The organism is Anaerophaga thermohalophila DSM 12881, from assembly GCF_000191885.1.
Lineage (GTDB): Bacteria > Bacteroidota > Bacteroidia > Bacteroidales > Marinilabiliaceae > Anaerophaga > Anaerophaga thermohalophila.
This window is the reverse complement of record NZ_AEWI01000066.1, coordinates 23855-39661: the sequence shown is the minus strand read 5'-3', so window position 1 is coordinate 39661 and position 15807 is coordinate 23855. Positions and strand designations below refer to the sequence as shown.

Genomic DNA, 15807 nt, shown 5'->3' with positions numbered 1-15807 from the left:
CTGTGTCATCTGTGGTGAATTCTCAACCTCAACCTTAACCTCAACCTCAACCTTAGCTGTTTGTCATTCTGAGCGGAGCGAATAATTTAACATCAATTAAAGTATGATAAGTTGGATCATTCCAATAACGTAGATAAATTTTATACAGATGCATAATAATAAAAAAGGCCACCCTTAAGGGGCAGCCTTTTCCTATTGGAAATTCAACATTAGCTCGGTTTAATACAGGTCATCGTCAGCATCGCTGTACAAGTCATCGAATCCACTGTATTCTCTTTCGCTTAACACAAATTCATCCATTTCTTCCAGATCGTCGTAAATGGATGGTTTTCTTGCTCTTTTGCCCTTTTTTACTTTAACTCCCGATTTTTTTGGTTTTTCGAGAGCATCGAAATCTTCTCTGTGCTTTTTAGGCAGCTTCTTGGATTTCATGATTTAAATCAACATTAATTTGATTAATAAATTTTTGATAATTAATCTCATGGTGTTTGTTTACACCGGTAAGAACGTCCGAAAAGAGGATAACACTTTTTTAGTACAAAATTTGTTTTCAAGGCCTGATGAAACTCGCATGCAAGAACTTATAAATGTTCTTCCTTGAAAATTTTTACCATGCACGTTTCACCATTTGTTCGTCTTTTCATCTACCAAAATAGTGATTTTTGATATGTCAAAACAGTTGTGTCAAAAAAAACAGAGAAAAAATGAGTTTTTTTAATCAGTTTTTATCTTGCTGACATACAATATTTTGCATTGTTTTTCGAAGGGGTTTTCATGGTTTAATAGACAAAAATGGCACATAATTGTCAATTATAGATTACAATTTTCATCCGTATAAAAATTATCTAATCTAAGTTAGAGATCGAATGGAAGTCGCATGAATGAGTTTTATACATGTCCTTTTGTGACAAACCTTGTCATGCTCGTTTCATCCGTATATAATTTTTTTATTAAGGTCGGATGTAACTCGCATGCAAGAACTTATACATGTTCTGTTGTGGAAAACTTTGCTATGCCCGTTTCATTGGTCTGTCTGTCTTACCACCAATTGTCCCGACCAGAATGCAGTTACTAAAACCGTTTCATCTTTGTCAATGAAACCTTCGGATGCCCTGGCATCATATATCTGACCATCGATTTCAACACGACCGGAAGGGCGAAGTACCGTATACGCGCGGCCTGTTTTTCCTACCAGAGTTTTCATTCCTGAATCAACGCTGACATATCCTTGTTCCAATGGTTGCGATGTTTGAAGTGCCAGTTTTGAAAATGGGCCTTGCGTGGTGGTCAATATTTTCTGACTGAGCCAGATGGCGACTATAAACCCTCCAAAAATTCCGCTAAAAACAGTAAATAATGCTGTCAGAAAAGCATTGGTATCTACCGGTGAAAAATCAAAATTGGTGTTATCCAGCAAGCTAAGGATTAGTCCGGTAAGTGTAAGAATAATTCCCGATATTCCCGCGATGCCGAATCCGGGGATGGCAAATATCTCCACAGCAATAAGTGCCAGACCGATTATGAAGATCAGTATCTCCCAGTTAGCCGCCAGGCCGTCAATATATAGCGGAGCAAAATAAAGCAAGGCGGCAATAACTGCTATGGCAAGCGGGAAGCCTATTCCCGGCGATTGTAATTCAAAATAGAGTCCCCCGATTATAATCAAAACCAGTATCCCCTGAAGTACCGGACTGGTGACAAAACCTTTTATGCTGTCGTAAAAAGAGGGTTCAAACGTCTTTATTTCGTAAGGTCTGAGTTTCAACAGGCCAATGACTTCATCAACCGAATTTGCTGTTCCTTCACAAAACCCGTGTTCTATGGCTTCGAGAGCGGTGAAAGTAAGCACTTTACCCGAATCGATAACGCCGGGAATAAAAACCCGCTCATCTACCATAGCCTCGGCAATTTGCGGATCACGTACCCATTTGACAATAGTGTCGGTGGCGGTTATGATGGTGTCTTTGCCGTGTGCTTCAGCGGTTGCCCGGATGGTGGAACGCATATACGACTGATATTTATCGGGCATCTTTTCACCGCTTTGATTGACCACCGTTGCTGCTCCCATATTGGCTCCCGGCCGCATATAAATGCTGTCGCAGGCAATTGAAATAAGCGCTCCCGCACTGGCGGCGTTGTTATCGATGAAAACATGTACAGGAATTTTACTGTTGAGAATTTTGGTACGGATAGAATCGGCAAAAAGTACCTGTCCACCGTAGGTGTTCAGATGTAAAAGAATGGCATCGGCACCCAGTCTTTCGGCTTCGGCAAAGGCTTTCTGCGTGTGTACCCAGCTGGTGCTGTTAATATTACTAAAGATACGAAGTCTGTAAACCAAATTGGTTTTGGATGTATCGGGTTGTGCATTCATTGTTATGAGTGTCCAACACGCCATTGCAATGATGGTGAATACTTTTTTCATGATGTAGAGAGTGATAAAAATTGTTTTGTAATAGTAAAATCCTGCCCGGTTAATTTAGGAATTAATCCTGGAAAAATGAAACGAGCAGTGCGTTTTGATTTTTCCCTCGGCTCCGCCGCTTTGTTTACAAAGAAATCCACCACAAAAGAACATGTATAAAACTCAATCATGCGAGTTCCATCAAACCAATAACTTAGATAGGAACTGCTGAATAACACTTAAATGATTAATAATAAATTATTTACATTGCATAGTCCCATTTAAGGTGCAAGTTTTTTCATGCATATCTTTAAAAATGTTTGAACCTGTAAATGTTAATTGTCAACATATCACAATTCAAAAGAATGTCACAATTAATGAACAATTTTAACTATTTAAAAGGCGCGGTGGCTTGTCCGCTTTCCGGGCCGGCGGATGGCGGGAAGCCAAAATGGGCGACGTTCATGGCCTTGCGCAATGGCCGGAAATTTTGGCTTTCGCGGGGAGCCAGGTTTAAGCGGACCAGACCTTTTTGGTTCTTTTTGGGGCAATGCCAAAAAGAACAATGAAAAATAAATTTGAAACAGGCTGCTGACTTTTTCAGCAGCCTCCAATTAGCTCCATGCCCTTTGTGCCTTATGCTCTTTGCTCTAGTGGGCGTGGCCCTGATGGCCGGCAGAACCTTTCTTCATCTCCGACAACAATGCTGCGGCATTTTCTACTGCGTATAGCCCATTTTGATCGGCTGAATCAGCAAAGATAACTTCTACTAGTCCACCTTCAGAAACACCACTGTTCACCTCAATACGTTCAAAAATACAATAATCCTGATGCTCTGGCACGGCACCATTATGATGGTCCTCTGTTTCATGTCCATGTTCATTTGAGTGGCTTTCATGGTCTTGCCGACCATTATTACTCAAAGTTTCACCGCTTTGATGGTCATTAATCAGGCGAAACACATATTCCTTTCCCTGGTCTGAAACAACGGCTTCCTCAGGTAATGCCAATACCTCATCACCTCCGATCTGAATATGGGCAACAACCGCCATCCCGGGCAATAAAACATCGTTTTTATCTTCAATTTCAGCATGAACCAGCGCAGTTCTGGATTTCTCATCAAAACGACCCGACTTTTTCAGAATGGTTCCATATAAGGGGCCCGGCAATTTACCATTGGCCAGGTTAAAAGTAATCCGCTGACCTGATTCAATTCTTGCCAGGTCTTTTTCATAAACAGATAAATCCAAATGTGCTTTATCATTATCAGCTATATGAAACAACTCCTGATTGCCGGAAACCGGAACACCGTTATTCACCATCACTCTTGTTACAATACCTGATGCAGGCGCTTTAAGCGGATAACTGCCTCTCAGATTTTCAGAATTAACCTGACCGGGATCGATATTTATCATCAGTAATTTCCGTTTCAGGCTTTGCCACCTTGTCAGGTTGTTCTTATATTCAGATTCCATCTTTTGCACTGTCCTTGCTGAATTAACACTGTCGCGAAACAACCGGCTCTGGCGGGCGAATTCTTTTTCAAGAAATTCATGATTATTGAATGCATCCAGATAATCTTTCTGAAGGTCAACAACATCAGGATGCTCAATGCGTGCCAGAACATCGCCTTCTTGTACATAGTCGCCTTCAATTACCGAAACATCTTTAACCACACCTCCAATAAAAGGACTAACCGATGATTCATAGGCCGGCGGCAAAGCTATAGTGCCAAAAGACTTTATCACATCAGACAAATGCTCTTTTGAAGATTGTCCCAATTTGATGTTGACGCTCTTCATTTGTGTGGCAGTAACCAGCACCTGATTTTCAGATAATTCCTCCCGAATGGACATCAAACTTCCCCGGGCGTGATTGTGCGCTTCATGACCGTTTTGTTCATGCAGATCATCAGTTTCAGATTCATTGTGAACTGTTTGGTGTGACACATTTCCACAGCCCGTCAGGCTAATATAAAGAACCGCCAAAGCTATCAGGATAACTCTTTGAGAGTTGCAGCCCCTTTTTTCTACGCGGGCAGAACGACTACCCTCTATACGTTTCGACGCACGGCCGCTCTCTGTTTGTTGAGACACACGGTCGTGTGTCTTTACAATCTTTATGATATCTGTCAATTTCATCCGTATAAAATTTAATTATTAAGGTCGGATGGAACTCGCATGCAAGGACTTATACATATTCTGTTGGGACAAACCTTGTCATGCTCGTTTCATACTATACTTTTTGTAGTTGAGATGCTCAAAATTGTCTTTTTATCTTTCTCTTCATCTACCATCCAACCCTCTGCCTGTTAAATATTGCAATTCAATAACTGCCTCGTTATATGATTTCACCAGGCTCAGATAATCCAGCCTTATAGTTGTGGCCTGATCGAAATACTGAACATATTGCAGATAATCGATATTCCCTTCACGATACTGAAGAGTGGCATTTTTTGAGATCAAACTTGCTTCTTGCAGCCGGTTTTCCCGGAAGAATTTCAACTGCTGATGGTAGTTGTTCACTTTGTTCCAAAGATTTTGAAATTCTGTTTCCAAAGTTTTTTGAATGATTCGGTGTTGCTCTCCCGCTATTTCGGCATCGATACGGGCACTCCGGTTTTTAGCATGTTCCCCCCAGAAGTCAATGGGAATTTTCAGTCCGACTTCAAAAGCGCTGAATCCATCGCCACCATTCACATCTGTTTTACTTAAACGGACAAAAGGATCGGGCCATGACAATGAACGAATGGCTTTACTCTCTGCTTCCGATGCACTCAGTTTGTCTTTCGAAACCATGAGATCGGGATTTCCGTCGGGCAGCCGTTGTCCGATGGTATCCAACGGAAACGGATAAACTGGCAGCACCGAATCTTCAACCGCAACGGGAGTATCAGAAAACAGAGTTTCCTGAAGTCGGTTCAGGCTGTTTTGTAGCTCCATCTCAGCCATTTCCTTATCCTGCACAATTGCTTTGTATTTCGATTGTGCCGAAACTTTTTCCAGATAAGAAATATCTCCGGTCTCATATCTCAATTCTCCGGCTTCATAGAGTTCAGAAAAATACAATTCCAATTGTTGCATCAAAGCAAGCTTCTCTTTGGCAAAAAGAACATCATTCCAGGCTTCTTTTACATCACGTATCACCAGTGCTTTCGCGCGGTTCAGACGCGACCGGTAAAGTTCAATATTCCGATTGGCCAGTTTCCCGCGGGCTACATACCCGGCAGGATTGCTAAATTCCTGCTCTACCGACCATTTTTGACGGCCGCTTCCCTCATTTTCGTTTTCATAAGCCACTTTAGTATCGGGCAAATCAAAAGCAGCGACTTTCTCCTTTTGTTGCTGCTCAACCCCCAGAATGCCGGTCCTAATCTCCGGATGATTGTCCAGAGCCATCTGTATGGCTTCATTCAATGAAAGTGGCTCCGGGCGTTGTCCCTGAAGAGAGGATGGCACAATCAGCATTCCTGCAATCAGGCAAAAGAAAAACGGTCTAATATCACGTTTTTCAGAAGAATTATCCCTGGCCAGCATTTGCGACAGGAAAGGAATCCTGATAGTTCTGGCTTTAAAAGTGTAAATAATCGGCAATAAAAACAGCGTTAAAAATGTTGCAGTTATCAATCCACCGACAACAACCGTTGCCAAAGGGCGTTGAACTTCAGCACCCGATGATGTTGACATGGCCATTGGCAGAAAGCCCAGCGCATCGGTTAGTGCTGTCAGAATAACCGGACGAAGCCGCATATCGGTGCCATGATAGACGCGTCGAAAGACATTGTTAACGCCTTCGGCTCTCAGTTCATTGAAGAAACTCATCAACACCACACCATTAAGCACAGCTATACCAAACAATGCAATGAATCCGACACCTGCAGAGATACTAAAAGGCATTCCGCGTATCCACAAAGAAAAGACGCCGCCAATGGCTGCCAGGGGAACTGCCGAAAATACCAGCAACGCCTGTCGTGACGAACCAAACGTAAAATAAAGAAGAATGAAGATAAAAGCCAGAACCAGTGGTACTACCCATGAAAGTCGTTGTTTGGCGCTTTGAAGACTCTTGAAATCACCTTCGTAAGAAATGCTGTATCCCCGGGGCAGATTCAGTTCCGAATCAAGCTTTTGTTTTACCTCCTCAACAAATGATTCGGTATCACGATTCCCGATATTAACATCCACTTCGAGCTTCCGCTTCACACCTTCGCGTGAAATAGCTGCAGGGCCCGTCTGCATTCTGATATCTGCCACCTCACTCAATTTCACCTGGTTGCCGTTAGGTCTTTTAAGATATAGATCGCCAACAGCTTCAGGATCGTTTCTGAACTGCTCATCCAAACGGACTACCTGTGAGAACTGACGCTCGCCTTCGTAAATAATACCTGCCTCAGCGCCTGAGTAGGCTGCCTGTATGGTACGGTTGACCGTTTCTATATCCAGTCCGTATTGAGCCAGTTTATCACGATCGTATTTCACAACCAGCTGGGGCAATCCTATCACTTTTTGCACATTCAAATCACCGGCACCGGGAATGTCTTCAATGATTTCACGTGCTCGATTTCCGTAATGAAATAGCGTGTCAAGATTTTCTCCATATATATTTAGCAAAACATCGGCCGATGAACCTGTAAGCAAGTGGTTAAACAGCATCTCTACCGGCTGTGCAAAAAAGAAATTCACACCCGGAACCGCTGCGGACATCTCTTCCTTCATCAGTTTTTCCAGCTCATCCTTGGTTTCGGCCCTCACCCATTCATCTTTGGGAGACAGATTTATAATCATTTTGGCCATCTCGAGCGACATTGGGTCGGTAGGAATTTCGCCGGTACCGATCTTCGTAGCCACCTGTTCCACTTCATCAGGAAATTTCTCCATCAGCACCTTTTCCAGTTTGGTATTGATGTTTACTGTTTCCGTGAGCGAAGTTCCGGGTTGCAGCAATGGATGAATGGCAAAATCACCTTCGTCAAGTTGGGGGATGAAAACCGCTCCAAGGCGGGTGAAAATTGCCAGGGCAATCACAAAAAGCACGATAACAGCCCCGGTAACAGCCTAACGATAGTGCAGAGCTACTCGTAACATTTTCCGATAACTTTTACGAATTTGTCCGATGACCCTGTCTGCCAGCCTGGGCTTGTCTGTTTTCTCCGGTCTTAAAATCCATGAAGCCATCATGGGAACATAAGTCAGACAAAGTATGATGGCCCCCACGAGGGCTGTCCCAAATGTGATGGCCATTGGCCGGAACATCTTGCCTTCCTGTCCGGTAAGCGTCAGGATGGGAATAAAGACAATCAAAATAATCAGCTGACCGAAAATGGCAGTACGCATCATACGCCCGGAAGCCCAAATAGTGATTTCTTCAACTCTTTGTTTTATCTGTCTCCCACTTAATTGTCTGAAATGCGAAATCCTCAGGCTCATCTGATACACTACAAACTCCACAATAATCACGGCTCCGTCGATAATTATTCCAAAGTCTACCGCCCCGAGGCTGATCAGATTCGCCGACAAATCAAAAGTGTACATAACGCCGAGTGCAAACAGCAACGAAAGCGGAATAACAGAAGCTGTGATGAGTCCCGAACGAAAATTCCCCATCAGAAAGACCAGAACAAAAATGACAATCAAGGCACCCAGAACAAGATTTTCAACAACCGTGGTCGTTGTATCTTTGATAAGCGAGGAACGGTCCAGAAAAGGCTCAATCTGAACACCTTCGGGCAAAGCTTCTTCAACCCGCGGCAAGCGCTCCCTGACATTGGCAATCACTTCGGCAGGGTTTTCCCCCCGCAGCATCATCACTTTGCCACCTACAGCTTCACCTTTGCCATTGTAGGTAAATGCACCTCCCAAGCCACTTGTTAAGGGGCCCATCGACGGCTCACCAACACCTGCAGGTAATTTTCCGGAAACACTTTTAAGTTTTTCAGATACCAGCTGACGGGGTTTGTACATTCCCATCTTTTCTTCGAAAACAAGGGTGATGTCGGACAAGCCAAATTTAGATTTGGAACGAATCTCAATCAACCCCGGAAGGTTACCCATCTCCAGTTCCACCGGATAAGTAATGAGCCTTTCTATTTCCTCTGTTGCCAGATCGGGGGCATAAGTGGTTACTTTTACCTGATTGTTGGTCAGGTCGGGAACCGTGTTCAACGGCAAATGCAGCAATGCATACACACCCCATCCTATCCAGGCAAAAATAAACAGCCCCACAATAAACTTGTTCTTTATTGAAAAGGCGATTATTTTGTTAATCATTTACTGGTTTTTTTTAAGTTTGGCAATAAATTCTCGCAAGCATGCGACCGCTCGGCTTTCTTTGCAAGAACTCTGGTAGTCTTTGAATAAAGTCTTTTGGTAAGTCTTTTGTTAACAATATTATCCCGATGAGCCGGGAAAATATGAAATGTAATTACCAAGAAAAAGAAACTATGCCAATGGTGGGCCCCGGTGAGGGAAAACAGAAAGAATAAATATATCTAAAGGCGATACATTCGGGATAAGTACACGGATAATCCGATTTCCAGATTCATCATCAACCGCTGGCGTAACATACAATAAAAGCAGGAAAGAATCATTAACCTCTCAGGATTGGCTGATCTTAACAATGCTCTGTCGTTCAACGGTTATATCGTTAAATGCATGGCAATGATTTCGGGCGTCATCAAACGATTCATTGTGTTCTATGGGATATTCGCAGGAAGTAGAATCTCCCGCAACCGGAACATTCGAATAAACCGAATGGAAATGATGATGATGGGGAATGACTTCATGTAAAAAGATGACCAGACCGGCCACCCATAACAAGAAAAGAGCGATATTTTTCCCCTTGGTCATCCGTATAAAATTTATCTATTACGAAGTTATCCGGGTCGCAAATATATAAAAAAAAGGCAGAAGCAGAGCACGCAGTTCCACCTCGGCCTGTTGAAACAAAATATTTGAGTTTGCAGGAAACTGAAATAAATTATTAACTCACGACGACTGACTTAATTAGGAGCTGTCCATAAAGTGCCATTTACTGTGCTACGATCGTCCGAAGATTACTCATCCCGAAAGTAGCTTTAAAAAGACGCTGTCTAAAAAGTCCATTGTGGATATCTGTGATGTGCTCCGTGCACTTGTATGTAATTACTTGAAAAACAATACCTTCGGCAGCAAGAATTGAATTCAGTTTTTCCAAAGAATTACTTATCAGATACCCTCAACAAAAAGCACATTCGGGACTCCTTTATTGACGGCTACGTAAGCCCCCGATAATATCAGGGCAGGCATTGCAACCGGCACTTTAAGTACAAACAATTTTTACCCTTTCCATTCTCCTTTAATCGCCATTTCCCAGCGCTTATTTACGGTTTTCCAGTTGACCACATTCCAGAAATTGTCAACATAATCGCCACGTTTATTCTGATATTTCAGATAATAAGCATGTTCCCACACGTCGAGTGTCAACAGCGGAATACCACGTTCATCCGAAACATCCATCAATGGATTGTCCTGATTGGGGGTAGAAGTTATCTTCAGGTTTTTGTCAGCATCCAGGTACAACCAGGCCCAGCCACTTCCGAAATGTGATTTGGCGGCATTGCCAAACTCTTTTTTAAATTCGTCAAACGATCCGAAGTTCTTTACCAATGCATCTGATAACCTGGCTGAAGGATCACCACCATCGGGTGACATATTGTCCCAAAACAGACGGTGATTGTAGTAACCGCCACCATTATTACGTACCGATTCACTATGCTGAGATATATTGGCAAATATATGATGCATAGGTATAGTCTCCATATCGGTACCTTTGATGGCGGCCATAAATTTGCCGTAATAGCCCCGATGGTGTTTATCGTAATGCAGCTCCATCGTCTGAGCATCGATATAGGGTTCAAGAGCGTTGTAAGCATAACCCAGCTGCGGAAATTTATGTTTCTCAACGGAACCTGCGACTGCTGCAGCGGCAACTCCTTTATTACCACCCTGTTTTTGACCTGCGGGCATACATGCTCCTATAGCAGCCATGCCTGCCAGTGAAAGAAAATGACGTCGTTCCATATCAATTCTTTTTATTGGTTCTAAATTATAGAAACATGTTATTGTCCAAATTGTTCGGTCGGGAAAAGCAGTTTTACACAGTCTCTGTCCATTGCTGAAACAATACATGAGCCCGGTCTAAAAAGCATCTTTGTTGCCAAACTCGTTGTTGTTTTAAATTTTTGCACCCTCATTAACAACAAGTTAACTCCGGTACAAAAATTTAAAACGCCTTGATTTTGACAAAAATATGCTTTTTATACTGCACTCATACATCGTAAACACCATAGAACGATTGCCCGATTTCGGATACTCTGTTATCCAGCAATTCATTTCTTATCAATGCCTCCAGAGACCGAAGAGCTTCCGAAGGATTGCCAGGACGGTGCCTGCCAATAAAATCCTTCGAAGTTGAATAAAAAGAGTGCTCCAGTTGAACATGGTATTACCTGCCTGACCGACAGCCGTTATCATCTGCAGAAATAATATCCATCGGATCCATTGTCCTAATTTTCAATCTCTCCGGCCCTTTTCAGAGAATATTTTGAAATAACGGGGCCCAACAGTTCATGAATAATTGCTGTCCCTATAACAACAGTCATGATAAGTGTAGAAAATTCATGAAAGGCCTGTTCTTCGGAAACAAGGATCGCAAGCCCGATCACGATTCCGCCTTGGGGAAGCAGACCGCCAGCTGTATATTTTTTCACAGGTTTTGAAATATCCAAAAAGGTTGATGAGCCTGATATTCCGCTATATTTCCCCAGTGCACGCGCAATGATATACAAAATAACCAATGCCGAATTACCTGAAAGCAGGGAAATATCCAGATGTAAGCCGGAAAGTGTAAAGAAAATTACAAAGATCAATTCTTCAGTATACCGTTCCACGACACCAAAAATTTCTTCTTTCTGTTGATTAAAATTAACAACGATTACGCCCATTGCCAGGGTTGAAAGCAACTCATCAACACCCAGATAAGCTGAAGTCCCGAAGCACAATATCAGAACCCCGAGAATCAGAACGATCAGGGCACCTTCTGTCTCCCGCTTAAAAATACGTGATAGCAAGTTCAGTATAGAACCAAAGACAATACCAACGATGACGGCCAATACTATTTCTGAAAAGAGGTGTTCAATGGAATTAAGGAACGAAACATCGGTATGACCCATCAGAAATTTTGCAAATGACAGAGATAATGTAAACAGAATGATACCCATAATATCGTCAAAAGCAGCTATTCCCAGAACAGACGAACTCACTGGTCCTTTGGCTTTGTATTCCCGGATAACGGCAAGCGTTGCCGATGGATCCGTTGGTGCTGCCAGTGACGCCAATATCATACTGAAAGCCAGAGAAAGATAAACAGAGTCAAAAATCGTAAAAACATATTCCACCGCCACAAACAACATAAAGAATACCGATAGATAAGCAAAGACAGACTCTGCAAGAGTCATAATAAAATAATTCCGGCCCTCTTTTTTTATTTTATCAAACGATAATGAACCGCCAATATGGAAAGTAATCACTGCCAAAGAAATATCAACCAATGGCTCGCCCGTCTCAATAAAAGAGTGCGGTACAATTCCCAAAACCTGCGGGTTCAGAAATATTCCCGCCACAATGTAACCCGATATCTTTGGAAGTGAAATTTTGGCTGCCAGTTCGCCAAATAAAAATCCGGAAAAAATTATTATACCGGTTATCAATAGTACGCTCATTTGTTACTGATAATTTTTCTGAGAGATTTATGATTGAGTGCGCTATAAAAGCCACTCCTTTTTCTTATTTATTATCCCCTTTTTTCAAGGGTTACAGAAATTTTGTTCCTGAATTTCAGTCAAACTACGAGATTAAAAAAATCGGAGGTACACTATTACTAAAACCTTATTATATAATCATTTAAATTGATATCCGAAGCCAAATTCATTTTCTTTCTTAATCGATACCTGCTTGACTCCACACTTCTAAGAGAAATGTTTAACATTTCTGCAATCTCCTTATTACTATAATTCATTCTTATATAACTAACCAGCCTAAGATCTTTATGGGTTATTTTAGGAAAGGTTTCGGTTATACGCCTTAAAAAATCATTGTGTAATACATCAAAACTTGTTTCAAAAGATTTCCAATCCTCCATGGGATAAGAGTTTTCTTCCATTAATGAATACACATTTTCAAGTTTTTTTCTGGCCTGATCGGATACATATGGCGTAATTTCCGACAAATAATTTTTTACCCTTTTCAGCCTTTGGTTTTTTTCCTCAACCGCCATCGCACTGGAAACAAGAGCCTTATTCTTTTGATCGAGTTCGTTAGTAAGTTTTTCTTGTTCCTGTTTCAGCAATTCTTTCTCCCTGATAATTTGTTCCGCTTCCATGACTTTCTCCTGAATACTCATCTCTAACATGACATATCTGGTTCTGGATTTATAAATGTAATATCCCAGGATAAAAAACGGAAGACTTATCAGAATAATAAACCACGGAGTTTTCCAAAACGGAGGTAACACAATAACTTCAAGAGATGCATGACTGTCGGGATGCCAAATTCCATGACTGTTGGAAGCTTTAACTCTGAAAATATACTCTCCGGGAGGAAGGTTTGTATAGGAAGCAAACCGACGCGAGGCGTCCACCTTAAACCATTGCCCGTCGAAACCCTCCAGCGTATATTCATAACTATTATTAAGCGGGGTGGCAAAATGAAGTGATGCAAACTCAAAAGTAATTAAATGCTCATGCGAAGTTAACGTAATTTTATCTGTTGCATAAAGAGGTTTACTAATAAGAACCCTGCCATTTATTGTATCCCCTGCCTCAACTTCCTTTCCGTTCACCGTCAATCCGTTTATCACCACCTTAGGAATATAAGTACTTCTTCGAATATCTTCGGGGGAAAATATGGTAAACCCGTTTTTCCCCCCAAAAAACATGGAATTATCTGACATTTTAATGACCGCTGAATAGATATCAAAATTGAAATTGTTCCCATGCAATCCATCTTTTTTCTGAAAATTAATAAAATTCTTTGTCTCCGGATTAAATTTAGAAATACCATACCCCGTCGCAAGCCAAAGATTGTGCTCCCTGTCTTCCAGAATACTGTGAACCGCATTATTTGACAAACCCTCTTTTTTAGAGTACTTAACAACAGCGGAGGTTTTTTTATCGAAGTGCCATAAGCCTTGAGAAAGTGTTCCAAGCCATAATTCTCCTTTCTCTGATTCAAATATTGATAGAACATCTTTCAGGATGATACCCTCCTTTTTATCAACAACAGATACCTGCTTAAATCTATCGTTTGCCCGATCATAAACACATACTCCACCTGCCAAAGTGCCAATCCAAATATTATCATAATTATCACAATAAATCGCTGTTATGGTATTGGACGGCAAACGGGTGGTATCAGATGGGTTTTCGCGGTAGCTGTGTTTAATATACCTCTCCGGATTCTCCTTAATCGGTATTAACTTATCAATTCCTTTCCCTCTGAAACCTACCCAAACATGTCCTAAGCGATCCGAATGTATGGCAGAAACCTCTCCTCCGGATAATTGCTCGCCAACATTATCATATTTATATTCCATTAATTCTCTTCTTTTCGGATTGTATTGAAACAGCCCTTCTCTGGTTCCTACCCAAATACAACTATCTTCTCCCCTTTCAAATGTGGTAATTCCTTTGGCTCTTTCAATGATTCCACTTTCATCCAAATTGATAAAAACTTTTTCGTCTCTAAAAAATTGATAAAATCCACCATCCACAGTTCCTATTAACAGTACCCCCGGAGTAATTTCTATAGCTGCTGAAATCTGATAATGAAAAAAATTGTTATTATCCACCGGTGACGGATAAAATGTTTTAAACCTGTTTTTGTAAAAGTCTATTTTATTAATACCATCTCCCCATGTAGCAACCCAACACAAGCCTGAATTGTCCTGATATATCGACCAAATCCAATTATTACTAATGGAATTATCGTTCCATATTTGATAATTGTATTGCTCTATTTCATACACGGATATTTCGTCAGAGCCATCCGAAAAGGAGGATTGAGAAAGTTTATTATGACTGTTAGCGGAACCTTCCGATAAATCAGCATTCACCCTATATGAAGAAATACTTTCGGCAGTTATAATCTGGAATAAACCATTACCAAACGATCCGGCCAGAACTTCATTACTACTGATCGGTAAAATTGTTTTTATAATTGCATCCTGTATGCAGGAAGCGGAACCTGAATGACATGAAATATCCCTAACCTGATGATTTTGGATGTTAAACTCCATTATACCATGCCCCCAAGTGCCCAGCCATAAAACATTTCGACGTTTTTCTATTATAGCATTTATTGTGTTTACTTCAGCTGCATCATCAGAACCGGCGTCTATCATAAAATTCTCAAAAATTCCTTCCTCTTTAGAGAAACAAACCACTCCATGCTGCCAAGTGCCCAACCACAAAACGCCATCTCTGTCTTCAAAAATGGTATTGATAAAGTTACAGGGCAAATTTGAATTTATTTCTGTATAGTTGGTAAAAGTATCGTCATCATAATCATATCGGGACAATCCGCCGCCATAAGTACCAATCCACAAAAATCCTTCTGAATCCTGGTATAACGTTTTGATTACATTATGACAGATAGACGTTGAATCATGAGAATCCGGATAATATTTAATAAATTCTTGTTTTTCAGGAACAAATAAATTAAGCCCATTTTGTGTACCTACCCATATATTTCCGTACGAATCTTCCAACATACACTCTACAAAATTATTACTAAGAGATGTGTCATCCATCGGATCTGCCTGGAATGACTCCATTTTATAACCATCAAAAACATTAATACCTTCAAAGGTACCTATCCAGAGAAATCCATTACTAGAATGTAGAAAACAATTCACGGAATTGTGGTTAAGACCATCTTCCATATTCAGCCTTTCAAATTTTAATTCGTGAATCTCAGCCGATAAAAATTGAGAAATGAAAAATGCAAAAACAAAAAATACTGCATTAACAGTTATAATATTTTTTTCAGCCTGCTTCATAGACTTTTTTGAACTTCGTTTACTGACCTGCATTATTATTCCTGCAGAATTTTATTTCACAAATTTTCTGTTATGGTTGCCAATAATCAGCCAAACAAGCAACTATACAAATTTTCAAAAGAAAATAGTGACTCCTCTCATACAACACTCCGTTAAACACGCGCAAAAAACTGATAATGAATTTTTTATCATTAACAACATCAATCACAACGTTCTCATAACAAAAACTTTACCTTATTGAAGTTTAAGCTACATTTTATCAAAAAAATCCAAAAAGCTTACTCCTCATCGGAAGGATTGGTCATAATGAT

At 41.0% G+C, this 15807-nt stretch carries 7 protein-coding genes and 1 pseudogene; all 8 read right to left on the bottom strand.

Annotated features, from left to right (window positions below):
* Positions 1-219 precede the first annotated feature (219 nt).
* Entirely contained in the window at positions 220-432 is a 213-nt protein-coding gene (locus ATH1_RS0114825; protein WP_010423316.1) for a hypothetical protein, read from the bottom strand.
* Positions 433-1021: 589 nt separating this feature from the next.
* Positions 1022-2425: an NfeD family protein gene (locus ATH1_RS0114820; protein WP_010423312.1), complete on the bottom strand. Its 1404-nt coding sequence runs from the start codon at positions 2423-2425 to the stop codon at positions 1022-1024.
* 629 nt (positions 2426-3054) lie between these two features.
* On the bottom strand, positions 3055-4545 hold the full coding sequence (locus ATH1_RS0114810; protein WP_010423308.1) for an efflux RND transporter periplasmic adaptor subunit: 1491 nt from the start codon (positions 4543-4545) through the stop codon (positions 3055-3057).
* Between the two features lie 144 nt (positions 4546-4689).
* Positions 4690-8670: pseudogene (locus ATH1_RS22330) on the bottom strand (CusA/CzcA family heavy metal efflux RND transporter).
* Positions 8671-8997: 327 nt separating this feature from the next.
* Complete coding sequence (locus ATH1_RS0114790; protein ID WP_010419205.1) at positions 8998-9249, bottom strand: hypothetical protein; 252 nt, start codon at positions 9247-9249, stop codon at positions 8998-9000.
* Between the two features lie 468 nt (positions 9250-9717).
* The gene (locus tag ATH1_RS0114785; protein ID WP_010419203.1) at positions 9718-10461 is read right to left on the bottom strand and encodes a superoxide dismutase; all 744 of its coding nucleotides are present in this window, start codon (positions 10459-10461) and stop codon (positions 9718-9720) included.
* A gap of 485 nt (positions 10462-10946) precedes the next feature.
* Entirely contained in the window at positions 10947-12161 is a 1215-nt protein-coding gene (locus tag ATH1_RS0114780; RefSeq protein WP_029163992.1) for a cation:proton antiporter, read from the bottom strand.
* Between the two features lie 158 nt (positions 12162-12319).
* A complete protein-coding gene (locus ATH1_RS0114775) occupies positions 12320-15496 on the bottom strand; it encodes a two-component regulator propeller domain-containing protein (RefSeq protein ID WP_010419198.1) in 3177 nt (1058 codons plus the stop codon).
* Positions 15497-15807: the final 311 nt, after the last annotated feature.

Bases quoted from the DNA above. Each gene is read 5' to 3' on its own strand.
- ATH1_RS0114825 (WP_010423316.1), bottom strand. From the start codon at position 432: ATGAAATCCAAGAAGCTGCCTAAAAAGCACAGAGAAGATTTCGATGCT.
- ATH1_RS0114820 (WP_010423312.1), bottom strand. From the start codon at position 2,425: ATGAAAAAAGTATTCACCATCATTGCAATGGCGTGTTGGACACTCATA.
- ATH1_RS0114810 (WP_010423308.1), bottom strand. From the start codon at position 4,545: ATGAAATTGACAGATATCATAAAGATTGTAAAGACACACGACCGTGTG.
- ATH1_RS0114790 (WP_010419205.1), bottom strand. From the start codon at position 9,249: ATGACCAAGGGGAAAAATATCGCTCTTTTCTTGTTATGGGTGGCCGGT.
- ATH1_RS0114785 (WP_010419203.1), bottom strand. From the start codon at position 10,461: ATGGAACGACGTCATTTTCTTTCACTGGCAGGCATGGCTGCTATAGGA.
- ATH1_RS0114780 (WP_029163992.1), bottom strand. From the start codon at position 12,161: ATGAGCGTACTATTGATAACCGGTATAATAATTTTTTCCGGATTTTTA.
- ATH1_RS0114775 (WP_010419198.1), bottom strand. From the start codon at position 15,496: ATGAAGCAGGCTGAAAAAAATATTATAACTGTTAATGCAGTATTTTTT.